This window comes from Streptomyces sp. NPDC037288, from assembly GCF_055603265.1.
This window is the reverse complement of sequence record NZ_JBVJVY010000030.1, coordinates 47,831-73,002: the sequence shown is the minus strand read 5'-3', so window position 1 is coordinate 73,002 and position 25,172 is coordinate 47,831. Positions and strand designations below refer to the sequence as shown.

At 69.8% G+C, this 25,172-nt stretch carries 22 protein-coding genes; 16 read left to right on the top strand and 6 right to left on the bottom strand.

Going from position 1 to position 25,172, the window contains the following annotated elements; translation table 11 throughout:
- Positions 1-2: 2 nt before the first annotated feature.
- Positions 3-1,295 (top strand): M50 family metallopeptidase, encoded by a 1,293-nt coding sequence (locus ACZ7GZ_RS28895; protein WP_471028678.1) that lies wholly within the window; start codon positions 3-5, stop codon positions 1,293-1,295.
- Positions 1,296-1,465: 170 nt separating this feature from the next.
- Positions 1,466-2,623, top strand: a complete 1,158-nt coding sequence (ispG, locus tag ACZ7GZ_RS28890) for a flavodoxin-dependent (E)-4-hydroxy-3-methylbut-2-enyl-diphosphate synthase (RefSeq protein WP_471028623.1) — start codon at positions 1,466-1,468, stop codon at positions 2,621-2,623.
- Between the two features lie 26 nt (positions 2,624-2,649).
- Here the strand turns inward: ispG and ACZ7GZ_RS28885 are convergent, their stop codons facing one another.
- Positions 2,650-3,069 carry an ATP-binding protein gene (locus ACZ7GZ_RS28885; protein WP_471028622.1) on the bottom strand — a complete coding sequence of 140 codons (420 nt, stop codon included), beginning with the start codon at positions 3,067-3,069 and terminating at the stop codon, positions 2,650-2,652.
- A 137-nt stretch (positions 3,070-3,206) separates the two neighbouring features.
- Here ACZ7GZ_RS28885 and ACZ7GZ_RS28880 point away from each other — a divergent pair, with 137 nt between their 5' ends.
- The 7 genes from ACZ7GZ_RS28880 (at position 3,207) to ACZ7GZ_RS28850 (ending at position 10,619) form a co-directional block, all read left to right on the top strand.
- The gene (locus ACZ7GZ_RS28880) at positions 3,207-4,046 is read left to right on the top strand and encodes a helix-turn-helix domain-containing protein (RefSeq protein ID WP_471028621.1); all 840 of its coding nucleotides are present in this window, start codon (positions 3,207-3,209) and stop codon (positions 4,044-4,046) included.
- The gene (locus tag ACZ7GZ_RS28875; RefSeq protein WP_471028619.1) at positions 4,043-4,240 is read left to right on the top strand and encodes a DUF397 domain-containing protein; all 198 of its coding nucleotides are present in this window, start codon (positions 4,043-4,045) and stop codon (positions 4,238-4,240) included. The genes ACZ7GZ_RS28880 and ACZ7GZ_RS28875 overlap by 4 nt, the downstream gene beginning before the upstream one ends.
- 104 nt (positions 4,241-4,344) lie before the next feature.
- Complete coding sequence (locus tag ACZ7GZ_RS28870) at positions 4,345-4,725, top strand: WXG100 family type VII secretion target (protein WP_471028617.1); 381 nt, start codon at positions 4,345-4,347, stop codon at positions 4,723-4,725.
- Positions 4,722-9,068 carry a DUF6531 domain-containing protein gene (locus ACZ7GZ_RS28865; protein WP_471028614.1) on the top strand — a complete coding sequence of 1,449 codons (4,347 nt, stop codon included), beginning with the start codon at positions 4,722-4,724 and terminating at the stop codon, positions 9,066-9,068. Before ACZ7GZ_RS28870 ends, ACZ7GZ_RS28865 begins: the two co-directional genes overlap by 4 nt.
- A 16-nt stretch (positions 9,069-9,084) precedes the next feature.
- Complete coding sequence (locus tag ACZ7GZ_RS28860) at positions 9,085-9,564, top strand: Imm50 family immunity protein (RefSeq protein WP_471028613.1); 480 nt, start codon at positions 9,085-9,087, stop codon at positions 9,562-9,564.
- Positions 9,554-9,889, top strand: a complete 336-nt coding sequence (locus ACZ7GZ_RS28855) for a hypothetical protein (RefSeq protein WP_471028611.1) — start codon at positions 9,554-9,556, stop codon at positions 9,887-9,889. Before ACZ7GZ_RS28860 ends, ACZ7GZ_RS28855 begins: the two co-directional genes overlap by 11 nt.
- 451 nt (positions 9,890-10,340) lie before the next feature.
- Positions 10,341-10,619, top strand: coding sequence for an Imm50 family immunity protein (locus ACZ7GZ_RS28850; RefSeq protein ID WP_471028610.1), 279 nt, complete (start codon positions 10,341-10,343; stop codon positions 10,617-10,619).
- 166 nt (positions 10,620-10,785) lie between these two features.
- Here the strand turns inward: ACZ7GZ_RS28850 and ACZ7GZ_RS28845 are convergent, their stop codons facing one another.
- Entirely contained in the window at positions 10,786-13,278 is a 2,493-nt protein-coding gene (locus ACZ7GZ_RS28845) for a phospholipase D-like domain-containing protein (RefSeq protein ID WP_471028608.1), read from the bottom strand.
- Positions 13,279-13,711: 433 nt separating this feature from the next.
- On the opposite strand from ACZ7GZ_RS28845, the gene ACZ7GZ_RS28840 reads away from it, so the two are divergent.
- The 3 genes from ACZ7GZ_RS28840 to ACZ7GZ_RS28830 all read left to right on the top strand — a co-directional run bounded on the left by ACZ7GZ_RS28840 (position 13,712) and on the right by ACZ7GZ_RS28830 (position 16,898).
- Positions 13,712-14,560: a GNAT family N-acetyltransferase gene (locus ACZ7GZ_RS28840; RefSeq protein WP_471028607.1), complete on the top strand. Its 849-nt coding sequence runs from the start codon at positions 13,712-13,714 to the stop codon at positions 14,558-14,560.
- Between the two features lie 29 nt (positions 14,561-14,589).
- A complete protein-coding gene (locus ACZ7GZ_RS28835; RefSeq protein WP_471028606.1) occupies positions 14,590-15,120 on the top strand; it encodes a GNAT family N-acetyltransferase in 531 nt (176 codons plus the stop codon).
- 74 nt (positions 15,121-15,194) lie between these two features.
- Complete coding sequence (locus ACZ7GZ_RS28830) at positions 15,195-16,898, top strand: proline--tRNA ligase (protein ID WP_471028604.1); 1,704 nt, start codon at positions 15,195-15,197, stop codon at positions 16,896-16,898.
- A 23-nt stretch (positions 16,899-16,921) separates the two neighbouring features.
- Here the strand turns inward: ACZ7GZ_RS28830 and ACZ7GZ_RS28825 are convergent, their stop codons facing one another.
- The 4 genes from ACZ7GZ_RS28825 to ACZ7GZ_RS28810 all read right to left on the bottom strand — a co-directional run bounded on the left by ACZ7GZ_RS28825 (position 16,922) and on the right by ACZ7GZ_RS28810 (position 19,707).
- Positions 16,922-17,503 (bottom strand): hypothetical protein, encoded by a 582-nt coding sequence (locus ACZ7GZ_RS28825; RefSeq protein ID WP_471028603.1) that lies wholly within the window; start codon positions 17,501-17,503, stop codon positions 16,922-16,924.
- Positions 17,504-17,742: 239 nt separating this feature from the next.
- Complete coding sequence (locus ACZ7GZ_RS28820; RefSeq protein WP_471028600.1) at positions 17,743-18,642, bottom strand: aminoglycoside phosphotransferase family protein; 900 nt, start codon at positions 18,640-18,642, stop codon at positions 17,743-17,745.
- A gap of 52 nt (positions 18,643-18,694) precedes the next feature.
- Positions 18,695-19,204 (bottom strand): ferritin-like domain-containing protein, encoded by a 510-nt coding sequence (locus tag ACZ7GZ_RS28815; protein WP_471028599.1) that lies wholly within the window; start codon positions 19,202-19,204, stop codon positions 18,695-18,697.
- The gene (locus tag ACZ7GZ_RS28810; protein ID WP_471028597.1) at positions 19,201-19,707 is read right to left on the bottom strand and encodes a hypothetical protein; all 507 of its coding nucleotides are present in this window, start codon (positions 19,705-19,707) and stop codon (positions 19,201-19,203) included. Before ACZ7GZ_RS28810 ends, ACZ7GZ_RS28815 begins: the two co-directional genes overlap by 4 nt.
- A 271-nt stretch (positions 19,708-19,978) precedes the next feature.
- Here ACZ7GZ_RS28810 and rimP point away from each other — a divergent pair, with 271 nt between their 5' ends.
- From rimP to infB, 4 genes are all read left to right on the top strand, one after another.
- A complete protein-coding gene (gene rimP, locus ACZ7GZ_RS28805) occupies positions 19,979-20,524 on the top strand; it encodes a ribosome maturation factor RimP (RefSeq protein ID WP_471028595.1) in 546 nt (181 codons plus the stop codon).
- 2 nt (positions 20,525-20,526) lie between these two features.
- Positions 20,527-21,513, top strand: coding sequence for a transcription termination factor NusA (gene nusA, locus ACZ7GZ_RS28800; RefSeq protein ID WP_471028594.1), 987 nt, complete (start codon positions 20,527-20,529; stop codon positions 21,511-21,513).
- 101 nt (positions 21,514-21,614) lie between these two features.
- Positions 21,615-21,911, top strand: a complete 297-nt coding sequence (locus ACZ7GZ_RS28795) for a YlxR family protein (protein ID WP_471028593.1) — start codon at positions 21,615-21,617, stop codon at positions 21,909-21,911.
- Positions 21,912-22,055: 144 nt separating this feature from the next.
- Positions 22,056-25,124, top strand: a complete 3,069-nt coding sequence (gene infB / locus ACZ7GZ_RS28790) for a translation initiation factor IF-2 (protein WP_471028591.1) — start codon at positions 22,056-22,058, stop codon at positions 25,122-25,124.
- Positions 25,125-25,172 lie beyond the last annotated feature (48 nt).

Sequence of the window (25,172 nt, the reverse complement as noted above, 5' to 3'; positions counted from 1 at the left end):
TGATGTTCATCCTCGGCATAGTGGTCTTCGTGGTCGGCCTGCTGGTCTCGATCGCATGGCACGAGCTGGGGCACCTGTCCACGGCCAAGCTCTTCGGCATCCGCGTCCCGCAGTACATGGTCGGCTTCGGCCCGACCATCTGGTCGCGGAAGAAGGGCGAGACCGAGTACGGCATCAAGGGCATCCCGCTCGGCGGCTACATCCGCATGATCGGGATGTTCCCGCCCGACGACCAGGGCCGGGTCTCCGCCCGCTCCACCTCGCCGTGGCGCGGCATGATCGAGGACGCCCGCTCGGCCGCCTTCGAGGAACTGCAGCCCGGTGACGAGACGCGCATGTTCTACACGCGCAAGCCGTGGAAGCGCGTCATCGTCATGTTCGCGGGCCCCTTCATGAACCTGCTCCTCGCGATCGGCCTGTTCTTCACGGTGTTGATGGGCTTCGGCATCCAGCAGCAGACCACCACCGTCGCCTCGGTCTCGCCGTGCTCCATCGACCAGAGCCAGCACCGCGACACCTGCAAGAAGTCCGACCCGGTGTCCCCGGCGGCACGGGCCGGTATGAAGCCGCATGACAAGATCGTCTCCTTCGACGGCGTGCCGACCAAGGACTGGAACACGCTCTCGGACCTCATCCGCGACAGCGCCGGCAAGAACGTGGCGATCGTCGTCGACCGCAAGGGCCGGGAACTGACCCTGCACACGACGATCGCGACGAACATGGTCGCCAAGAAGGACTCCAGCGGCCAGTACGTGCAGGGCAAGTACGTCGAGGCCGGCTTCCTCGGCTTCAGCGCCGCCACCGGCGTCGTCCACCAGGACTTCGGCCAGTCCGTGACCTGGATGACCGACCGGGTCGGCGACGCCGTCGACTCCCTCGCCGCCCTGCCCGGCAAGATCCCCGCCCTGTGGGACGCCGCCTTCGGCGACGGCCCGCGCGAACCGGACTCCCCGATGGGCATCGTCGGAGCGGCCCGGGTGACCGGCGAGATCGCCACCCTCGACATCCCCGCCTCCCAGCAGGTCGCAGGGTTCGTGATGCTCCTCGCCGGCTTCAACCTCTCCCTGTTCCTGTTCAACATGCTCCCGCTGCTCCCGCTCGACGGCGGGCACATCGCGGGCGCCCTGTGGGAGGCAGTGCGCAGGAACCTGGCCCGGGTACTGCGCCGCCCGGACCCCGGCCCGTTCGACGTGGCGAAGCTGATGCCGGTGGCGTATGTGGTGGCCGGGATCTTCGTCTGCTTCACGATCCTGGTCCTGATCGCGGACGTCGTTAACCCGGTCAAAATCTCATAGCCGTACGACGTTCTCGGTGGCCCGGAGCCCTGTACTCCGGGCCACCTCCCATTGAGTGGGATTCCCGGGTGGGATGTGCTCGGGCCAAGGCCCGTGCCGTAATCTCGAAGCCTGGAGCCCGCCCGACGACGGGACCGGACCTTGATCCACGACTTGGGGTTGCACAGCAGATGACTGCGATTTCTCTCGGCATGCCGTCCGTTCCGACCAAGCTTGCCGAGCGCCGGAAGAGCCGGCAGATCCAGGTCGGAAGCGTGGCGGTCGGCGGAGACGCGCCCGTCTCGGTCCAGTCGATGACCACGACCCGTACGTCCGACATCGGCGCCACCCTCCAGCAGATCGCCGAGCTGACCGCCTCCGGCTGCCAGATCGTCCGTGTGGCCTGCCCGACCCAGGACGACGCCGACGCCCTCGCGACCATCGCGCGCAAGTCCCAGATCCCGGTCATCGCGGACATCCACTTCCAGCCCAAGTACGTCTTCGCCGCCATCGAGGCCGGCTGCGCCGCCGTCCGCGTCAACCCCGGCAACATCAAGCAGTTCGACGACAAGGTCAGGGAGATCGCCAAGGCCGCCAAGGACCACGGCACCCCGATCCGCATCGGCGTCAACGCGGGCTCCCTGGACAGGCGACTCCTCCAGAAGTACGGCAAGGCGACCCCCGAGGCCCTGGTCGAGTCGGCCCTGTGGGAGGCGTCCCTCTTCGAGGAGCACGACTTCCGCGACATCAAGATCTCGGTGAAGCACAACGACCCGGTGATCATGATCGAGGCGTACAAGCAGCTCGCCGCGCAGTGCGACTACCCGCTCCACCTCGGCGTCACGGAGGCGGGCCCGGCGTTCCAGGGCACGATCAAGTCGGCGGTCGCCTTCGGAGCCCTGCTGTCCCAGGGCATCGGCGACACGATCCGCGTGTCCCTGTCCGCGCCCCCCGCCGAGGAGGTCAAGGTCGGCCTCCAGATCCTCCAGTCGCTGGGCCTGCGCCAGCGCGGCCTGGAGATCGTCTCCTGCCCGTCCTGCGGTCGCGCCCAGGTCGACGTCTACAAGCTGGCGGAGGAGGTCACCGCGGGCCTGACGGGCATGGACGTACCCCTCCGCGTGGCCGTCATGGGCTGCGTCGTCAACGGCCCCGGCGAGGCCCGCGAGGCCGACCTCGGCGTCGCCTCCGGCAACGGCAAGGGCCAGATCTTCGTCAAGGGCGAGGTCATCAAGACGGTCCCCGAGGCCAAGATCGTCGAGACCCTCATCGAGGAGGCCATGAAGCTGGCCGAGCAGATGCAGGACGAGGGCGTGGAGTCGGGCGAGCCGTCGGTGTCGGTGTCCGGCTGACCCCTCCGACTGCCGTGTGAGTCCCGTCACCGCTGGGTGGCGGGACTTACGTGTACCTCCGCCCAGACGGATTTGCCGGGCCGGCGCGGCGTGACACCCCACTTGTCCGAGAGCGCCTCGACCAGCAGCAGCCCACGGCCGGACTCGTCACACGGCTCCCGCACCTCGGGCAGTCGCTCGGAACGGGTGTCGGAGACCTCTAGGCGCAGGGTGCCGGCCGACTCGGTGAGCCGGAGCCGGAAGTCCCGACCGGGTACGTGCCCGTGCCGTACGGCGTTCGCGACGAGCTCGGCGGCGATCAGCGTGACGGCTTCATTGACGGGTCCGCCGTAGGGGTGCCCCCACTCGTCCAGCCGGTGCGAGACGAGCCGCCGGGCGAGCCGTGCGCCGCGCGGGGTGGAGGTGAAGCGCATGGCGAACTCGTGGGTGGAGATCTCTGACTTCATGCCGTTCACGCTCCCGCACGCTCAGTAACGTTGAACAGCGGCAGCACCATGACTGTTCATGCGTTGTACGAGCGTGGGGTGCCGCTGTACGCGGGCGCGCCGTGACCGACGGTGGCGCGAGGGCATTGGGGGTGTACGTGAGCGAGGAAGTGCAGGAAGCATCAGAGCCAGAGGTCGAGCCGGATTCGGTCGTCCCGCTTCTCTTCGGGCGGCTACTGAAGCGGCTGCGGACACAGGCGGGCATGGAACGCGCCGAACTCGGCTCCCGTACGGGGTACTCAGGGGCGACCATCGCCTCGTACGAGCAGGGCAGGCGCATTCCGAACGCGAAGTTCATCATGCAGGCCGACGAGGGGCTGAACGCGCGCGGGGTGCTGGTTGAGTTCATCGAGGACATGGAGAAGGCGCAGTATCCGGCGTTCTTCCAGGATGCTGCGGCTCTGGAGAAGAAGGCCGTCGAGCTGCACGTGTTCGCTACGAAGGCGATCCCGGGTCTCCTCCAGACGGAGGACTACGCGTTTGCGGTGTGCAGGATGTGGCGTCCGCTCCTGGACGAGGAGACTGTGCAAAAGCGGGTCGCGGCCCGTCTGGCCCGGCAGGCTATCTTTGCCCAACCGGTGTTCCCGACCATCAGCTTCGTGATCGAGGAGCACCTCCTGCGCCGACCGCTCGGCGGACAGGCAGTGATGCGGGGGCAGTTGGAGCAGATCCTGCTCCACGGGCAGCGCCGTAACGTCGAAATCCAGGTGATGCCGACGGCTCGCGAGGCGCACGCTGGAATTGAAGGCCCGTTCACCTTGATCGAAACGAAGAACGGGCGCAGGATCGCCTATGTGGAGGCCTACAAGAGCAGCCGCCTCTACACCGATCGTGAGACGGTCAGGGAACTGGAGCAGCAGTACGGCGTCCTCCGTGCCCAGGCCCTGACACCGAGCGAATCACTGGCCCTCGTAGAGAAGTTGCTGGGAGAGACATGAAGGTCGAAGAGTCATCCGAGCTGGCATGGTTCAAGAGCAGCTACAGCACAGGGTCGGGCGGCGAATGCGTAGAGGTCGCCACCAGCCCCACCACCATCCACGTACGGGACTCCAAGCAGAACCCCACCACCGCCCCCACCCTCGCCGTGCAGCCTGCCGCCTGGGACGCGTTCCTCAGGCTTACGCACTCCTGAACGGAACTTTACCGTCCCTTTGGTGCCGCTCCCGATTGCGAACTCGTCCTGCCCACTAGGGTCTTCGGGCTGGTGAGCAGACTGACGGGGAGGGACGCGGCACCATGGCTGACAAGGGCAGCGGCGGCGACGGCAAGATACTCGACATCAAGATGGCCGATCTGAAGCAGACGGCTCCGCATTTCCACACGCACAGCACTGATCTCACCAAGGCGCTCACCAAGCTCAAGACGGCGCTCGCGGCGGCCGGTTCGCCATGGGGTGACGACAAGCAGGGCAAGGAGTTCCACAAGGTCTACGGCCCGAACGTCACGAAGATCGAGCACGCCGCGTCCATCCTCTCTCAGGGCCTCGCCAGCATCGAGAAGGCGATGACCGACATGGCGGACGGTCACATCGACAACGAGCAGCTGGTCCGTTCGATGTTCAGCAGGATCCAGGTGAAGCACGACGGCCACGGCGAGGGCGGGGGCCAGTCGAAGTGAGCGCGGCCGACAAGGCGAAGCAGATCGTCCAGGACCTCACCGGCATGTGGTGGCCGGCCGCCGACGAGGACGGGCTGCGGGACGCGGCCAAGGCCTGGCGAGCCTTCGCCGACGACATCGAAGACGTACTGGCGGCGGCGAACAAGTCGGCCCGCGGCATCATCGACAACAACAAGGGCGAGGCGATCTCCGCCTTCGACGACCCGTACTGGCGCCGCTACTACTACAACGGCCACGGCTGGCTGAAGGACATGGCCGACGCCGCCCGGGGCATGGCCAAGGCGCTCGACAAGTACGCCGACGTCGTGCACAAGGCGGTCAAGAAGCTGGAACACGAGCTGGAGATCGTCGGCGCGACCATCGTCGCGGGCACTGCGCTCGCCATCTTCACGGCCGGTATCTCCGAAGGCGCGGCAGCCGCGGCCACCGCGAGCATCGTGGAACTCGCCGGGACCCTGGGCATCGAGGTCTCCACCGAGATCGCCACGATCGCGGGCACGACCCTGGCCACGGCCGCGTTCGGCGGCGTCGAGTCGGTCGCCGTCGACCTGGCCGTCACCCAGCCGGTCGCCATCGCCACCGGCGAGAGCAAGGGCTTCAGCCTCGACGAGGCGAGCGACGCGGCGACGACCGGCATGGTCTTCGGCGGCATGTTCGGCGGCGGGGGAGCGCTCGCCAGGGCGGCAGGCGAGGCAGGCGGCGTCCGCGCCCTCTTCGACGGCATCTCCATCCCCGGCGCCCGCGCCCTGCCCAGCGAACTGGACGGGCTGGGCTCCGACCTGAGCGCGGGCGAGCGGGCCGCGGCGGGCGACGCCCGCCGGGCCGCGGGCGAGGACCCGGAGGGTGTGGCGGAGAACCCGAAGAACAAGGTCCAGGACGACAACACCGACCCGGTCGACCTGGTCACCGGCAAGATGTACCTGCCGCAGACGGATGTCGTGCTCCCCGGCACCCTCCCGCTGACCTTCACCCGCCGCGTGGAGTCCGGCTACCGCCTGGGCCACTGGTTCGGCCGGTCCTGGTCCTCGACGGTCGACCAGCACCTGGCGATCGACGCCGAGGGCATCATCTTCGTCACGGAGGACGGCCGCCTCCTCAGCTATCCCCACCCGCAGCCGGGCACCCCGTCGCTCCCCACCCACGGCAGCAGCCGCTGGCCCCTGCACAGGGTCGACGGCGGCTACACGATCAAGGATCCCCGCTCGGGCCGGGTCTGGCACTTCGCCGACCAGTCCGAGACGAAGGCGATCCTGGAACAGGTGGACGACCGCAACGGCAACTGGCTCACCTTCGAGTACGACACCGAAGGCACCCCCCTCGCGATCGCCTCCTCCGCCGGCTACCGCCTGAAGATCACGACAGAAGGCGACCGGATCACGGCCCTGCACCTGGCGGGCGCGGCCCCGGACGGCACCGACCAGGAGATCAAGCGCTACGCCTACTCTGCCGAGGGCCACCTGACGGAGGTCATCAACAGCTCGGGCCTGCCCCTGCGCTTCGGCTACGACGACCGCGGCCGGGTGGTGTCCTGGACGGACACGAACGACCGCAGCTACACCTACGAGTACGACGACCGGGACCGCTGCACAGCCGAGAGCGGCTCACACGGACACATGGCCCTGCGCCTGTCGTACGACGACACGGACCCGGCGACCGGCCACCGCGTCACCACCACGGTGACCGGCGAGGGCCACACCCGCCGCTACCTGATCAACGCCGACAGCCAGGTCGTCACCGAGATCGACCCGCTGGGCGCGGCGACCCACTTCACCCGCGACCGCTACAACCGCCTGACCTCCACGACGAACCCGCTGGGCCACACGACGACGTTCCGCTACGACGACGAGGGCAACCTCGTCTCGGTCCTCCGCCCGGACGGCCGCGAAGCTCGGGCGGAGTACAACGACCTGGGCCTGCCGGTGAAGGTGACCGGCACGGACGGCAACACCCACCGCCGTACCTACGACGAGCGGGGCAATCGCACCGCCCTCGTCCGCCCCGACGGACGGACCACCAGGTTCGCCCATGACGAGGCCGGCTGCCTCACGTCGGTCACAGACCCCGCCGGCAACGTCACCCGCGTTCGCTGCAACCCTGCCGGTCTCCCCGTCGAGATCACTGATCCCGCTGGGGCGACGACCAGCTACACCCGGGATGCCTTCGGCCGTGTCGTGTGCATCACGGATCCGCTCGGAGCCACCACCCTGCTTGAGTGGACCGTCGAGGGCCTGCTCAGCCGCCGCACGGCCCCCGACGGCGCTGTCGAGTTCTGGCGCTACGACGGGGAAGGAAACTGCATCGAGCACACTGACCCGATCGGCGGCGTCACCCGCTTCGAATACACACACTTCGACCTGTTGGGCGCCCGCACCGGCCCCGACGGGACACGCCATCTGTTCGAGCATGACGCCGAGCTGCGTTTGATCAAGGTCACCAACCCGCAGGGACTGAAGTGGGATTATGCCTACGACCCCGCAGGCAGGCTCATTCGGGAGTCGGACTTCGACGGCCGCGTCCTCAGCTACACCTACGACAGCGCTGGACGGCTGGCCTCCCGGACGAACGCGCTCGGCCAAACCGTGTCCTTCGAACGGAACGAGCTGGGCCAGGTGGTCCGCAAGAGCGCCGAGGGTGAAGTCACCACGTTCGCCTATGACTTCACCGACCAACTCGCTGAGGCACACGGCCCCGACAGCACGCTGGCACTGCTCCGCGACCGCAACGGACGTCTGCTGACCGAGACAGTCGACGGTCGCACTCTGTCGTACTCCTATGACGCGCTCGGCCGCCGCGTCGGCCGCACCACCCCTTCGGGCGCCACCAGCACGTGGACGTACGACGCAGCGGGTCATCCCACCCGGCTGACCACGTCCGGCCATGTCATCGACTTCACCTATGACCCCGCTGGACAGGAACTGACCAGGCGATTCGGCGCGTCGGTCACGCTGACCAGTTCCTTTGACGCCCGTGGGCGGCTCGCCACCCAGTCGGTACTGACCGCACAGCAGCCCGATCCCGTCCAGCGGCGCGCCTACACATACCGTCTCGACGGCAACCTGACAGCCGTCGAAGACCTGCTTGACGGGGTACGCCACTTCGACGTGGACGCGGTGGGGCGCGTCACGGCGGTGCGCGCCGCCAACTGGTCCGAAAGCTACGCCTACGACGCAGCAGGAAACCAGACCGCAGCGGCCTGGCCTGCCGGGTACCCGGGTCACGAGGCCACCGGTGTGCGCAGCTACGAAGGCACCCGCATCACGCGGGCGGGAAACGTCCGGTACGAACACGATGCGCTCGGCCGGGTCACGCTCCGCCAGAAAACCCGACTGTCCCGGAAGCCGGACACCTGGCGTTACAGCTGGGACGTGGAAGACCGGCTGACCGAGGTCACCACCCCCGACGGGACGCGCTGGCGCTACTCGTACGACCCGCTCGGACGACGGACGCAGAAGGTCCGCCTCTCCGACGACGGAACCCGCGTCGTCGAGCGCGTCGTCTTCACCTGGGACCGCGTCACCCTGTGCGAACAGACGTCCACGGGCCCCGAACTACCCAGCCCCGTCACCCTCACCTGGGACCACAAGGGGCTGCGGCCCATCGCCCAGACCGAGCGCATCGCGGCCGGCACGGCGTCCCAGAAAGAGATCGACAGCCGGTTCTTCGCCATCGTCACCGACCTCATCGGCACGCCACGCGAACTCGTCGACGAACAGGGCAGACTCGGGCTGCGCACCCGCACCACGCTGTGGGGCACGGTCACTTGGAACTCCGATGCGACGACGTACACGCCGCTGCGTTTTCCCGGGCAGTACTTCGATCCCGAGACCGGACTCCACTACAACTACTTCCGGCACTACGACCCGGAAACGGCTCGGTATCTCACACTCGACCCGCTCGGGCTCGCCCCCGCCCCCAACCCGGCGTCCTATGTGGCCAACCCCCACACATGGGCGGACCCTCTGGGACTGGCACCGGACGTGTGCCCGAAAGCGGGTCCTTTCGGCCGTGATCTGGCCGGTGCCAAGGCAGACGCGTTGCGGGATGCCGGAATTCCCGAGGGGGCCGTCCCACTTGAGGTGAACGAGTACGTTCCTGCCACCACCCCGGAATGGCAAGGCTCGAAACAGCTGTTGGACGAAAACCACCAGCCGATCTACTACACCGAGGAAGTCTACGAACACCCCAACGGCCGTGATCTGGTGACCTTCCAGGACCACTGGTTCGGCCACCAAAAGCCCGGAGAGCCGGGATACCAGCCGTCACACGTCCATGTGAGACCATACGAAGACACTCGAAACGGCCAGATTCCAGGGTGCGAGGAGCATTACTACTATGACCGCTAGCATTCCCGTGCGGAACATGGAGGTCCTGGCCCCTCTCTACGGAACGGAACTACCCCCGCTGGACTCCGTCCGGCTGCGTTCCGTAAATCTCAACTGGCGTGGCCCGCAGGTCACTTTGCGGCTGGACCTGCCCGCGCCACCGCTGCCCCTTCCGGAGGAGTGGACCCGCTCCGGAGCTGACACCGTTCAGTGCCAGCTCCGGTTCCTGGCGGTGGCCGACCTGGTGCTGTCTGCCTGGGAGCCGCCAGTAACGGCTTGTCTTGCGATGGCCCCTCTGCCGGGGGGTGAGCACAGGATCCGAGTAACGGCTTCGACTGATCGTGTCACCTTCCTGGAATTCACCGCCAGTGCCGACGTGCTCGCCGGGCACCTGAGCGGCTTCCGGCCGGGTCCGGGCGGCTCGGACGACGGCCCGCATCTGTTCCTCAGCAGAGTCGACGCCAGGCGGCACTCGACGATCCCCGCCCCGAGCGAAAAGACCTTCTATGAACGTTGAACTCGCCGCACTGGCGACGTCGTCCCAACTGAGCACCTACGACCTTTTCTATGTACACCTCGATGAGCGAGAGTCCTCCATCACCCTCGGTTTCACCACGCAGGAGAGCCAGGAAGGTTTCGAGTTCTTCCTCGCGTTCAGTGACGTCCGCAAGGTCACCGCGCACGGCTGGGGTCCTCCCGGGCGCAAGAAGGTACAATTGGAGAGAGCGGAGGACGGGATCACCATGTCCATCGAGGCCGAGGGCTCGTCGCTGAGTTTCCGGGCAGGGGACATGTCCTTGTCCCGAACGCACACCTTTCACGCGACGCCGGGGTGTTCCTGAGGTGTCGACCGCCATGTCATGAACCTCCGTGTGGTCAACACCTACGCGGCCTCACCCTGCGGTTCTGCTGGTCTCGGAACTCTGTCCCGAGGGATTGTGAGGCGCTTCGTGGTGCGGACGGCTCAGCGGGACGACCTCCGGGGTGGGCCTCTCGCGCCCCGGCAGCTCGGGATTTCCGCGCCCAGGATCGAACGGCGAGTCCATCAGCCTGTCCTACAACGCTCCCGGGAGATCGGTCAGGGCTCGCTGGTCCGGTGTCGGCGGGGAGGACATCCTCGACGTGTTTCGTGAAGGTGCGACCAGGCTGACAGTTTCATCGGGCCCGGAAGCCACATGCTTCACCGTCGATTTTCACACCGGAGAGTGCGCCGGCAGGATGGTCATTCAGATCTCGCCCAGCCTGGCGATCCGGGACCGTCTACTGTTTCAGTGAAGGCTGGGTCGATATGTCGTGGACCTCGCTGCTGCACAATCCGGAGGGAATCACCTCTCTTTACGAAGGCGTCCCCCGGACCTCGTCGGTGTTCATCTGCACGAGGACGGACCGACGCTGCGGCTCCGCCTGGATCTCCCGCGTTACCCGGACCGGCCGCCGTGCAAGTGGGCCGCGCAGGGTTTCAACACGGTGCAGTTTGAGCTTTTCCCTGAGTGGCCTCAAAACGGTCACTCCGGAGGGCTTCGGAACTCACCTCACGGCAGACGTTTCCCTCGGCGGGGAAGGCGACGGTAAGGGCGTCCTCGTCGGCGTCATCTCGTCCGGGACTCGCATCCGAGCCGTCGCCGCCACCGCATTCGTCTCACAACTGTCGGCGTATAGGAACGAAGTCTGAAATCCATGCGCGGGGGAGCGCAGTACTGAGGGCGGCACCCCTGGAAGGGGTGCCGCCCCTGGGCGTTCAGGAGTTGCTGAACGCGTCCCGCAGCCGCATCTCGTTGAAGCCGTTGCCGTCGTAGTCGTCCGAGTACGTCAGCGCGAGCCGGCCGGTCGGGGCCAGGGTCACGGCAGGGCCGCCCTGGCCGCCGCCGGTCACCACGTTCATCCGGTAGGCGGGGAGCCGGCCGGCCGTCGTGCCGTCCGCGTTGAAGCCGCGGGCCCACACGTCGTCCTTGCCCGCGTACAGGGTCCCGCCGACGTTCACGTCGAAGGCCTCCTTCCACGCGACCACGAAGCTGCCGTCGTCGGCGACCGCGACATCGGCGGTGTCCTGGTCGGAGATCGGCCGCTCGCTGTCGACGAACGGGCCGCTGCTGGTGGCGTCCTCGGTGGTCCGCTGCTCGGCCGCCGCGGCGCTGCCGGTCGCGGAGAAGACGCGGTCGTAGATCCGCTGCGGCCGCACCAGCGTGCCGGTGCCCGTGGTGTACTCGTCCGTCCACGCCACGACGAACCGGCCGTCGCCGGCCGACGCCACCGCGGGAACGGTCTGCTGCCCGTCGGTGAGGGAGTTGGCCACCTTGCGGGCCACGGCGAAGCCGCCCGAGGCGTTCAGCTTCGCGAGACCGATGTTGATGCCGCCGTTGCCGTCCGCGTCCTCTTCCCAGACGATCGCGGTGTTCCCGGCGTCGTCGATCGCCGCGTCGGGGCGGCGGTTCGACCCGGCTGCACCCGAGTTGATCGTGCTGACCTGGACGTCCTGGTAGCGCAGCGCACCGGTCCCGGACCAGCTGCTCGCGTAGATCTGGTTGAGCGTGGAGCCGTCGGCCGTGCTCTCCCAGGCGACGGTGTAGGAGCCGTCGCCGGCCACCGCGACCGTCGGCCGCAGCTGGTCCCCGCTACCGGAGGCGTGCGGGCGCGGCAGCGCGGTCACCGTGCCGTCCGGGGCCACCTTGACCACGGCGATGTCGGCGAACTTGTTGCCGTCGTCGTCCTTGGCCCACGCGACGATCGCGTTGCCCTGGTCGTCCACGCCGACGTCGGGCTTCTGGTGCGACCAGGTCGTGTTGCCGGCGGTGCCGCTGTTGCTCAGCAGCTTCTCGTTCCACAGCGCGACGCCGTCCTTGTACATGCGGATGTACACGTCGGTGCCCAGCTCGGTGTCCGAGGAGTCGTGCCGGTCGCCCTGCTCGTACACCACCGCGGTGTAGACGGACGAGGTGCCGCCGGAGGCGATGGCGCTGTAGTGCTGGTCGCCGTCGGCCTGCACGTTGACCCGCGAGTAGTGCTGGGACGTCGAGCCGTACTTCGAGGCGTCGATGTCGACGGCGCCCGAGTGCACCTTGTTGAAGTTGGCGACGTAGGCCTGGTAGACCGTCGGGTCATCAATACGGAGCAGCGTCTCGTCGTTCGTCTTCAGCGAGCCCGAGGTCCAGTTGTGGGAGCCCGTGTACACGTGCTGGACCTTGGTGCCGTCGGCCTTCGTCCACTCCGTCAGCAGGTACTTGGAGTGGGTGGTGCCGTGGTTGCAGGATGCGGTCGCCGAGGACTTGTAGCGGCACCCGCCGGGGCGGTTGCCGTAGGCCGCGATGTCGAGGGCGGTCAGGTCGTTGACGCCGTCGTTGCCCCCACCGTTGCTGAGATCGCGGACGTTCGCGTCGACGCTGCATCCCTGGGACCGCTTCGCCTGCAGGGCGTCGTAGACGGCCGGGCGGGTGGACCGCTGGTCGAGCTCGGCCGCCGAGATCCTGATCTTCCCGTCGATCGAGCAGTCGACCTTGTCGATGAACGAGGCGAGGATGTCGGCGTTGCCGTAGTGGGTGGCGTCCGAGGCGGTGTCACGGGGGAAGAAGAACGCCTCGACGGGAGAGCTCGGGTCGCCCGTGGTGTAGTCGTACGTGGTGTGCAGGCTGTCGCCGGCATGCTTGATCTGCTCGTTGAAGTGCGCGCGGTACCGGGAGGCGAGGGCCGCGTTGTTGGACACGACGACCGCGTTGTTGATCTCGCCGTCCTGGCCGCCCGCGAGGTTCTGCGAGCTCTGCCAGACGACGTTCGTGCGTCCGTCGGTGAGCGCGTCGAACACGATGTACTTGTCGTGGTCGATCGCGTTCGTGTCGCCCGAGCCGTTGCCCAGGCAGCCACGGGAGCACCAGGTGAGGCTGGAGTTGCCCGTCAGCGTCAGACCGTCCAGGTTGCTGCTGGCCCGGTTCGCCGACTCGGAGATGATGCGCAGCGTGACGCCGCGGCTCTGGGCGGCGCTGAGCTTCGCCTGCAGAGCCGAGCTGCTGAACCAGTACATGCCCATGTACAGCGTCGAGTTGGGCGCCGCAAGATCGATCAGGTCACCGACCGAGGTGTTGATCGAGGAGTCGTAAGTCGTGGGCGTGGGGTAGGTGAACACCGCGGTGTAGTTCCCGGAGACGACGGTCTCCGCCTGGGCGGTGGCCGGGGCGAGCAGTGCCGCACCGAGGGCGAGAGGGGCGAGGAGTGCCGCCAGGCGCCGTATCTGTCTGCCCATCTGTTTCCTTTGGTTCAAGCCAGTTGAGGAGGCGCCATCTTATGGGCAACTTATTTACGTTCTTGACCAACGGTCGACGTAGCAGCGCACGGCAAGTCAACTCGCGGGGCAGGCCGGCGGGTCGGAGTCGGCCTCCTGCCAACTCCGGTACAGAGCGTGTTCTCCGGCGCCGGTGCGTCGATCAGTCCACCAGTGAAGCTCTCTCATCCTGATCGCCAGCGATCTCGACGGCGCGAACGGCAGACGGTCCGGCTGATCGGAAGATCCACGGTCACATACCTGCCGGCGGTGGCGGTGGAGACACCGAACCCCCAGTGTGCCGGGAAGGCCACTCTCGGTGTCGTCCTGCTGAGCCGTGCTCACGCGGAAGCGCTCCTCAAACGCTCGGGGTAAAGTGCCGGGACCAGCAGAACCCCAGGGTGAGGCCCCGTACGTGTTGACCCAGACCACCTCTCGGGTGCTCGAACCGAGTGACCTCGACGCCGCGCTCGCCATCCTCGGCCGCGAGCCGGTGGCGAACGCCTTCGTGGCTGCCCGGGTCCAGGTCGCCGGACTGGACCCGTGGCGCCTGGGCGGCGAGATGTGGGGCTGGTACGAGGACGGCATGCTCACGTCCCTGTGCTACGCGGGCGCCAACCTTGTCCCGGTCTGCGCCACCCCGCGCGCCGTCCGAGCCTTCGCGGACCGGGCCAGAAGGACCGGACGGCGCTGCTCGTCCATCGTCGGCCCCGTCGACCCCACCGCCGCGCTGTGGCGTCTGCTGGAGCCGCACTGGGGCCCCGCCCGCGAGGTCCGCGCCCACCAGCCCCTGATGGTCACCGACCGCATGCCCGCCGACATCGCCCCGGACCCCTACGTCCGCCGCGTCCGCAAGGACGAGATGGAGGCGATCATGCCGGCGTGCGTGGCGATGTTCACGGAAGAGGTCGGCGTATCACCGCTGGCGGGTGACGGCGGGCTGTTGTACCAGGCCCGCGTCGCCGAACTCGTCGGTGCCGGCCGTGCCTTCGCACGCCTCGACGAGCACGGCAAGGTCGTCTTCAAGGCGGAGATCGGTGCGGCGACCGGCCAGGCCTGCCAGATCCAGGGTGTGTGGGTGGCCCCCGAGTACCGGGGGAGGGGGCTCGCCGCCCCCGGCATGGCGGCCGTGCTGCGGTATGCGCTCGCCGACGTGGCCCCGGTCGTCAGCCTGTACGTGAACGACTTCAACACGGCGGCCAGGCGGACGTACGGCAGGGTGGGCTTCCAAGAGGTCGGCGCCTTCATGAGCGTGCTGTTCTGAACCCCTGTACCCACCTGTACGCTCCCGTCATGGAGCTCGTGATCGGCCCCCTGGACCTCGCAGCCCACGTCGACGAGGCCCTCGCCGTCCAGGCCGTCGCCTTCGGCCTCGGCCCCGACGAAGTCGCCGTACGCCGCCAGATCGTCCAGCGCCACATGCAGTACCAGGGCGCGAGGGCCCTCGGCGCCACGGTGGGCGGTCACCTCGTGGGGTTCGTGTACGGCATGCCGAACTCCCGTACCCACTGGTGGTCCACCGTCGTGGAGCCCTACCTCCGCGCGGGCGGCAACGACTTCTGGCTGGACGACTCCTTCGTGATCACCGAGCTGCACGTCCACCCCGGCCACCAGAACCGCGGCATCGGCCGCCGCCTGATCACCGCGATCACCGACACCGCCGCCGAACCCCGCTCGATCCTCTCCGCGATCGACACCGACAGCCCGGCCCGCGGCCTCTACTACTCCCTCGGCTACGTGGACCTCGCCCGCCAGGTGCACTTCCCGAGCGCGCCACGGCCGTACGTGGTGATGGGCGCCCCTCTGCCGCTGCGCAGGCGTTAACCGATTTCCGCCCGCACAGCCAGCCCGGCTAACCTCCTATGCCATCACCCATACCCGGCAGGAGTACGAGAACCATGGCGAACGCACCGGTCCAGCGCATGTCCCAGTTGATGGCGAAGACGCTGCGCGACGACCCGGCGGACGCCGAGGTCCTCAGCCACAAGCTCCTCGTCCGTGCCGGTTACGTCCGCCGCACCGCCGCCGGCATCTGGAGCTGGCTGCCGCTCGGCAAGAAGGTCCTCTCCAACGTCGAGCGGATCGTCCGCGAGGAGATGGACGCCATCGGCGCCCAGGAGGTCACCCTCCCGGCCCTGCTGCCCCGTGAGCCCTACGAGGCCACCGGCCGCTGGGACGAGTACGGCCAGGAGCTGTTCCGGCTCAAGGACCGCAAGGGCGGCGACTACCTCCTCGGCCCCACCCACGAGGAGATCTTCACCCTGCTGGTCAAGGACCAGTGCACGTCCTACAAGGACCTGCCGGTGATCCTGTACCAGATCCAGACCAAGTTCCGGGACGAGGCCCGCCCCCGCGCCGGCATCCTGCGCGGCCGTGAGTTCCTGATGAAGGACTCGTACTCCTTCGACCTGGCGGACGAGGGCCTCGCCCAGTCGTACGCCCTGCACCGCCAGGCCTACCAGCGCGTCTTCGAGCGCCTCGGCCTGGACTACCGCATCTGCGCGGCCACCGCCGGTGCCATGGGCGGCTCGAAGTCCGAGGAGTTCCTGGCTCCGGCCGAGGCCGGCGAGGACACCTTCGCGGACTGCCCGAACTGCGACTTCGCCGCCAACACGGAGGCGATCACGTACGCGCTCCAGCCGGTGGACGGCTCGGCCGTCCCGGCCCTGGAGGAGATCCCCACCCCCGACACCCCGACCATCGAGACCCTGGCCGCCTCCCTCGGCGTCCCGGCCTCCGCCACGCTGAAGAACCTGCTGGTCAAGGTGGACGGCGAGATCGTCGCCGTGGGCGTGCCCGGCGACCGCGAGGTGGACCTGGACAAGGTCGAGGCGCACTTCGCCCCGGCCGCCGTCGAGATGGTCACCGAGGCGGACTTCGCCGGCCGTCCCGACCTGGTCCGCGGCTACGTCGGCCCGCAGGGACTGGGCGAGAAGGTGAAGTACGTCGCCGACCCGCGCGTGGCCCCCGGCACCGCCTGGATCACCGGCGCCAACAAGCAGCACACCCACGCGAAGAACGTCGTCGCCGGCCGTGACTTCGAGGTCGACGCGTACGTGGACGTCGTCGTGGTCCAGGAGGGCGACCCCTGCCCCAAGTGCGGCACCGGCCTCAAGCTGGACCGCGCCATCGAGATCGGCCACATCTTCCAGCTGGGCCGCAAGTACACCGACGCCCTCAAGCTCGACGTCCTCGGCCAGAACGGCAAGCCGGTCCGCGTCACCATGGGCTCCTACGGCATCGGCGTCTCGCGCGCGGTCGCGGCCATCGCCGAGCAGAGCGCCGACGACAAGGGCCTGGTGTGGCCCAAGGAGATCGCCCCGGCCGACGTGCACGTCGTCGCCGCCGGCAAGGCCCTGCAGACCGAGCTGGCCCTCGACGTCGCCGAGAAGCTGGCCGCCGCGGGCGCCCGCGTCCTGGTGGACGACCGGGCCGGCGTCTCCCCGGGCGTGAAGTTCACCGACGCCGAGCTGATCGGCGTACCCCAGATCCTGGTCGCAGGCCGCCGCTCCGCCGAGGGCGTCCTGGAACTGAAGGACCGCAGGACCGGCGAGCGCGAGGAACTCCCGGTGGAGGACGCGATCGCCCGCCTGACGGCCTGACGTGCGGCGAGGGCGGCGGTCGGTCACGTGCGTGAGCGCTGCCACTCCTCCCGGGAGAGCGTCCAGTACTCCCGGCCGGCGAAGGTGACGGAGAAGACGGTGCCGTAGCGGGCGCGTGCCTCGGCGACGGTGGTCCCACCGGGCTCCAGCCGGCACCGCTGGTCCGGGGCGGGCGAGGGACCGTCCGGGGCCGACGGGGGACACGGCATGGGCTCCCGGGCGCGCTCCCGCCGGTCCCACGTGTTGTCCCACTCGACGGTGAGCGACGCATCGGTGAGCCGGGGCTCGGACATGAGCAGCCCGTCGGACCCCCGGCCCTTGGCGCGCTGGTACCGCAGGGCGTAGTCGAACCCGTCGAATCCGCTGGTGTCCGCGCCCTCGCCCGGCAGACCGCCCGAGTCGCCGAGGTGCGCTCTGCCGATGTCCCGGAGGGCCGGCGTCACCCCGCGGGGCGCCCCGTAGTAGGCGACGGCGTCCATCCGGCAGTGCACCACGTCGGGGTCCTCGGACTCGTCGAAGAGATCCGGCTGCCGAGGACCGAGGCAGACGTCGCTGAACCGCAGCAGCACGGGTTCCAGTGAGGGCAGCGCCGCGAAGGACGCCACCCGCGCCCGAAGGGGCCCGTTCCTCCCCCGCCCGCCGCTGCCGCGCCGCCGTCGACATTCCCAGCCGGTGGCGTTCGGCGTCGTCCGGCTCGGCCGCGGAGCAGCCCGCCACCAGCAGCCCGGCCAGCCCCATGAGCAGTCCCCTGCGCCATGTTGTTCGCATGCGGCGAGTCTGTCCGCGCACCCGCCCGGCCCGCACCGGCCCGGCTACTCGGACACCTGAGTACGCCTGCTCTTGCCTACAACCAGCCCGCGAACTCCAGCAGCAGTTCCGCGTCCTTCTCACGGCCGACGCGCCGCGCCCGCACTCCCGACTCCACCGCCCGGAACAGCGTCCACCCCCGCAGCCGGTCCTGGTCCACCTCGAGCGACTCCGCGAGCCGTTTGATGCGGCGGCGGGTCGTCGCCGGGCCGGACGGTGAGGCGACCAGGTCCTCCACCCGGTCGCGCACCAGCCGTGCCAGGTCGAAGGCGCTCTCGCCGACCACCGGGTCCGGGCCCACCGCGAGCCACGGCATCCGCTCTCCGGCCAGCACCTTGCTCTGCCGGAACGTGCCGTGCAGCAGCAGCCGCTCGGGCGGCGCGGCGAGCAGCTCCTCGCGGGCCGTGAGCGCCGCGTCGACCAGCGGTGCCACCTCGGGGTCCGCGTCCGCGCCCGCCCGCACCGCCGTCGCCTGCCGCCCGGATCGCTCGGCGACGGTCTCGAAGGCGTGGCCGGCCGGCGGCTCGACCCACAGCCGCCGCAGCGTCCCCGCCGCCTCCAGCAGCGCCTTCGCCTCCGGCAGCGACCGCACCGACACATCCGGGTGCAGCCGCTCCAGCAGCAGCACGCCGTCCCCGGCACCGGTTTCCAGCAGCTGCACGGCGCCCCGCCCGCCCCAGTGCGCCAGCGCCGCCCGCTCGCTCTCCGGGCGGGCCCTCGGCGGGGCGAGCTTCAGCACGGCCGGGGTGCCGTCCGCCCGCCGCACCAGCACCACCAGGCTGCTGCGCCCACCCGGCACCTGGACCCGCTCCACGGCCAAGTCACCCTCGGCGACGGCCCGTTCGGCGATCGCGGGCAGCTCCGCCAGCCAGGCGTCCCCGGCCGGTGCCGTCTCACCGAGCGCCCGTACCAGGCGCGGCGGCGGTTCGAAAGCCATGCGCGAGTCGTTCCCTTCCAGTCCGGCTGCTGTCGTACGGGCGCTCACCGGGTCACCGTGACGGTGTCGCCGAGGCGGAGGCCGACGGGGCCGCGCCGGCCGAGCCCGTCCCCTCGTCGGCCCGCTCGGCGAGCCCAGGGAAGGCTACGCTCTCTCCGCTCCAGCGCCCCGCGCGCACCGCGGCCTCCCGCAGCGCCGCGGCGGCCGCACCGCGCCGCCCACCCGTCGCCGCCCGCACCAGGTCCGCGTACACGCCGGCCACCCGCTCCTCCAGCCGGGCGGCGAGCCGTACGGCGGCGGCCGGGTCCACCACCGGGAACGGCAGCGCGTACGCGGCGTTCGCGGCGACCGGCTGGCCGCCCAGGTCGCGGACCTCCAGGGTCAGCGCGTCCCGGCGCGCCCGGTGGGCGTCGTACGCCGCCCGTGCCTCGGTCCGGCGCGCCGCGCCGATCCGGCCGCCGACGACGCCGTACCCGTACACCGCCGCGTGCTCCGCCGCCAGCGCCGCCTGCAGCGCGGTCAGCTCGGCCGCCTTCGCCTCGTCCCTCGTCCTGCCGCTCACTTCGCCGCCTTCGTCAGCAGGTACGCGTGCGTGGCGCCCGCCGCCGCCACCGACGCCAGCAGCCGCGCCAGTTCGCCCGGCACCTCCAGTAGCTGCTTCGCACGCTGGTCGGCGAGGGTGCGCTCGGCGGCGGCCAGCCCGGCCAGCGCGTCCTTCCCGGCGGCCGGGACGGGGGACGCGGACGGGGAGGCGGACTTCGAGGGCGTCCGCGTGGCCGTCGTGCCGTCGGTGAACGCCCGGACGTGCGCCGCCACCTGGGCACGCAGCGGGCGCAGCCGCTCCGCGAGCCCCGGATGCGCCGCGAGGACGGCGTCGTACCGCTCCAGCAGCCCCTGGCTGTCCCGTGCCGCACGCGCGCGTGCCCGATCCGTCGCTGACGGGCCGTCGCCGCCGGAGCCGGGACCGGCCGAGCACCCCACCAGCAGGGCGGCCCCGGCGGCCGAGGCGAACAGGGATCTTCTGCGCGGCCCCGAGGGGGCGGGCAAGGGCGGGGGGTACGGCACGGCTGACGTCCTCGGGGGCCTCGTACGAACACACAGGCGGGAGGGCACCCCGCCGTGATCACCGTACCCGCGCATCCCCTCGCTTCCTCTCACCGGCTCAGCAGACCCACCCGAGGGGCCCGTGGCTGTGTCGACGGGCGCCTGCGCCGCGTGGGCGCGACCGGCCCGCCCGCCGCCGGAGGCAGGACGCAACACCCCCCGCGACCGGATACCCTTTGACCAGACACGCGCCCCATCCCACAACAGCACACGCGGCCGAGGAGTCACCCGGATGAGCACCACCCAGAGCGAGAGGCTGCGAGAGCTGCTGGAACCGCTCGTCACCTCCCAGGGACTGGATCTCGAAGAGATCGCCGTGGACTCCGTCGGACGCAAGCGGGTGCTGCGCGTGGTCGTCGACTCCGACACCGGAGCGGATCTGGACGCCATCGCCGATGTGAGCCGTGTGCTCTCGGCGAAGCTCGACGAGACCAACGCGATGGGCGACGCGGCGTACGACCTTGAGGTCGGAACCCCCGGCGCGGAGCGCCTCCTCAGCGAGTACCGGCACTTCGTGCGCGCCACCGACCGGCTCGTGAAGTTCCAGCTGGCCGAGGGCGGCGAGCTGGTCGCCCGGATCCTGACGGTCGACGAGGACGGTCTCGACGTCGAGGTCCCCGGGGTCAAGGGCCGCAAGGCGACCACCCGCAGGCTCGGCTTCCCGGAGATCGACAAGGCGCGCGTGCAGGTCGAGTTCAACCGCAAGGACAGGACCGACAAGGCCGACAAGGCCGATGAGACGGACAAGAACGACATGAAGGAAGAGGAGGAGGCGTAGCCGTGGACATCGACATGAGTGCCCTGCGGGGCTTGGTTCGGGAGAAGGAGATCTCCTTCGACCTGCTGGTCGAGGCGATCGAGTCGGCCCTCCTCATCGCCTACCACCGCACCGAGGGAAGCCGCCGGCACGCGCGCGTGGAGCTCAACCGGGAGACCGGGCATGTGACCGTGTGGGCGAAGGAGGATCCCGAGGACGTCGAGGAGGGCCAGGAGCCCCGCGAGTTCGACGACACCCCCACCGGCTTCGGCCGTATCGCCGCCACCACCGCCAAGCAGGTGATCCTGCAGCGGCTGCGCGACGCCGAGGACGACGCGACGCTCGGCGAGTACGCCGGGCGCGAGGGTGACATCGTCACGGGAGTGGTCCAGCAGGGCCGCGACCCGAAGAACGTGCTGGTCGACATCGGCAAGCTGGAGGCCATCCTGCCGGTGCAGGAGCAGGTGCCCGGCGAGACCTACCCGCACGGCATGCGCCTGCGGTCGTACGTCGTCCGGGTGGCCAAGGGTGTGCGCGGACCGTCGGTCACGCTGTCCCGGACGCACCCGAACCTGGTCAAGAAGCTCTTCGCCCTGGAGGTGCCGGAGATCGCCGACGGGTCCGTCGAGATCGCCGCCATCGCCCGTGAGGCCGGTCACCGCACCAAGATCGCCGTACGGTCCACCCGTTCGGGTCTGAACGCCAAGGGTGCCTGCATCGGTCCGATGGGCGGCCGGGTGCGCAACGTGATGGGCGAGCTGAACGGCGAGAAGATCGACATCGTCGACTGGTCGGACGATCCGGCCGAGATGGTGGCGAACGCCCTGTCACCCGCTCGGGTGAGCAAGGTGGAGGTCGTCGACATGGCCTCCCGCTCCGCCCGGGTGACCGTGCCGGACTACCAGCTGTCGCTGGCGATCGGCAAGGAGGGGCAGAACGCCCGCCTCGCCGCCCGGCTCACCGGCTGGCGCATCGACATCCGGCCCGACACCGAGCAGGCCGGGGAATAGGCGGGGAATAAATCCCGGCCGCAGGTCGCTCAGATCACGACAACAACCGTTCGATCTTTACCCCAAAGGGGTGAGGCCGCTACGGGGAGGTAGACTTAACCGTGTCTGGCCGGACGCACACCCGAGCATGCCCTGAGCGCACCTGTGTGGGGTGCCGGGAGCGGGCGGCCAAGAACGATCTGTTGCGGATCGTGATGATCGAGGACGCATGCGCCCCCGATCCTCGCGGTACGCTGCCCGGCCGGGGTGCCTATGTACACCCCGCCCTGGTCTGTCTCGACCAGGCGGTACGCCGCCGGGCGTTCCCGCGGGCACTGCGCGTCCCGGGGCCGCTCGACACAAAGGCGTTGCGCCGATACGTCGAGCAGACAACAGTTGCCGAGCAGGCAACACCGTAAGACGTGCCGCGCGGAACCCCGTGCGGCCTGGTACCTCGCGAGTCGAAAGCAGGTCGAGATTGCGATGAGCACTCGATGAGTACGCGATGAGTACGCCCATGAACTAGCGACGGTCCGGCTTCACCCGGACCTCAAAGGAGCGAAGTGGCTAAGGTCCGGGTCTACGAACTCGCCAAGGAGTTCGGTGTCGAGAGCAAGGTCGTCATGGCCAAGCTCCAGGAACTCGGTGAATTCGTCCGTTCGGCGTCTTCGACCATCGAAGCGCCGGTAGTACGTAAGCTGACCGACGCCTTCCAGGGCGGTGGCAACGGCAAGTCCGCCGGTAAGTCCGCCCCGCGCAAGGCTGCCCCCAGGCCCGCCGCGCCCTCTCCGGCGCAGGCGGCCCGTCCCGCTGCCCCGAAGCCGGCAGCCCCCAAGCCGCCGACGGCACCGGCTGCCCAGCAGCCCGCTGCCCCGTCGGCTCCCTCGGCGCCCGCGCCGGCCCCGGGTCCCCGTCCGGTTCCCGGCCCGAAGCCCGCGCCGCGCCCGGCTCCGGCCGCCCCGGAGTTCACCGCTCCGCCGGCCGCTCCGGCCGCCCAGACCCCGCAGGCCCCGGCCGCGCAGGGTCCGCGTCCGGGTTCCCGTCCGGGTGCCCCGAAGCCCGGTGGCCGTCCGGCTCCCGGTCAGGGCCAGGCCCGTCCGGGCCAGGGTGCCCCGCGTCCCGGTGGCCAGGCCCCGCGTCAGGGTGCCCGTCCGGCCGGCCCGCGTCCGGGTAACAACCCCTTCACCTCCGGTGGCTCCACCGGTATGGCCCGCCCGCAGGCCCCGCGCCCGCAGGGCGGCCCCCGTCCCGGCGGCCCCGGTGCCCCCGGCGCCGGTCCCCGTCCGCAGGCTCCCGGCCAGCAGGGCGGCGGTCCGCGTCCGCAGTCTCCCGGCGGTCCCCGCCCGTCGCCGGCCGGCATGCCCCGGCCGCAGGGCGGTCCGCGTCCCGGCCCGGCCGGTCCGCGTCCGAACCCCGGCATGATGCCGCAGCGTCCCGCTGCCGGCCCGCGTCCCGGCGGCGGTGGCCCCGGCGGCCGTGGTCCCGGTGGCGCCGGTCGTCCCGGTGGCGGCGGCGGTGGTCGTCCGGGTGGCGGCTTCGCCGGTCGTCCCGGTGGCGGCGGCGGCGGCTTCGCCGGTCGTCCCGGTGGTCCCGGCGGTGGTGGCGGCGGCGGTGGTTTCGCCGGTCGTCCCGGTGGTCCCGGCGGTGGCGGCGGCGGCCGTCCCGGCTTCGGCGGTCGTCCCGGTGGCCCGGGCGGCCGTGGTGGCACGCAGGGTGCCTTCGGCCGTCCCGGCGGTCCCGCGCGTCGTGGCCGCAAGTCGAAGCGGCAGAGGCGCCAGGAGTACGAGGCCATGCAGGCCCCGAGCGTCGGCGGCGTGATGCTGCCGCGCGGCAACGGCGAGACCATCCGTCTCTCCCGCGGCGCGTCGCTCACCGACTTCGCGGAGAAGATCAACGCCAACCCGGCGTCGCTCGTCGCGGTCATGATGAACCTCGGCGAGATGGTCACCGCGACGCAGTCCGTCTCCGACGAGACGCTGCAGCTCCTCGCCGGCGAGATGAACTACGCGGTTCAGATCGTCAGCCCGGAGGAGGAGGACCGCGAGCTGCTCGAGTCCTTCGACATCGAGTTCGGTGAGGACGAGGGCTCCGAGGAGGACCTGGTCGTCCGTCCGCCGGTGGTGACCGTCATGGGTCACGTCGACCACGGTAAGACCCGACTGCTCGACGCGATCCGCAAGACGAACGTCATCGCGGGCGAGGCCGGTGGCATCACCCAGCACATCGGTGCCTACCAGGTCGCGACCGAGGTCAACGACGAAGAGCGCAAGATCACCTTCATCGACACCCCGGGTCACGAGGCGTTCACCGCCATGCGTGCCCGTGGTGCGAAGTCGACCGACATCGCGATCCTGGTCGTCGCGGCCAACGACGGCGTCATGCCGCAGACGGTCGAGGCGCTCAACCACGCCAAGGCGGCCGACGTGCCGATCGTGGTCGCGGTCAACAAGATCGACGTCGAGGGTGCCGACCCGACCAAGGTGCGCGGTCAGCTGACCGAGTACGGCCTGGTGGCCGAGGAGTACGGCGGCGACACCATGTTCGTCGACATCTCCGCCAAGCAGGGTCTGCACATCGACTCGCTGCTGGAGGCCGTGATCCTCACGGCCGACGCCTCGCTCGACCTGCGGGCCAACCCGGCCCAGGACGCGCAGGGCATCTCGATCGAGTCCCGCCTCGACCGCGGCCGTGGTGCCGTGGCGACGGTCCTCGTCCAGCGAGGCACGCTGCGGGTCGGCGACACGATGGTCGTGGGCGACGCCTACGGCCGGGTCCGCGCCATGCTCGACGACAACGGCAACAACGTCGCCGAGGCCGGCCCGTCGACGCCGGTCCAGGTCCTGGGCCTGACCAACGTCCCGGGTGCGGGTGACAACTTCCTGGTGGTCGACGAGGACCGTACGGCCCGTCAGATCGCCGAGAAGCGTGCCGCCCGTGAGCGGAACGCGGCCTTCGCCAAGCGCACGCGCCGCGTGTCCCTCGAGGACCTGGACAAGGTGCTCAAGGCCGGCGAGGTCCAGCAGCTGAACCTGATCATCAAGGGTGACGCTTCTGGTTCGGTGGAGGCCCTGGAGTCCTCCCTGCTCCAGCTGGACGTCGGCGAAGAGGTCGACATCCGCGTCCTGCACCGCGGCGTCGGTGCGGTCACGGAGTCCGACATCGACCTGGCGATGGGCTCCGACGCCATCGTGATCGGCTTCAACGTCCGTGCGGCAGGCCGCGCGGCGCAGATGGCCGAGCGCGAGGGCGTGGACGTCCGGTACTACTCGGTCATCTACCAGGCGATCGAGGAGATCGAGGCGGCCCTCAAGGGCATGCTCAAGCCGGAGTACGAAGAGGTCGAGCTCGGTACGGCGGAGATCCGCGAGGTCTTCAAGTCGTCCAAGCTGGGCAACATCGCCGGTGTCCTCATCCGCTCGGGCGAGGTCAAGCGCAACACCAAGGCGCGCCTGGTCCGCGACGGCAAGGTCATCGCGGAGAACCTCAACATCGAGGGTCTGCGTCGCTTCAAGGACGACGTCACCGAGATCCGCGAAGGCTACGAGGGCGGTATCAACCTCGGCAACTTCAACGACATCAAGGTCGACGACGTCATCGCGACGTACGAGATGCGGGAGAAGCCGCGGGCGTAACAGCCGACGGTTCGCCGCTGGCCGGCAGGACTGCGGTCCTGCCGGCCA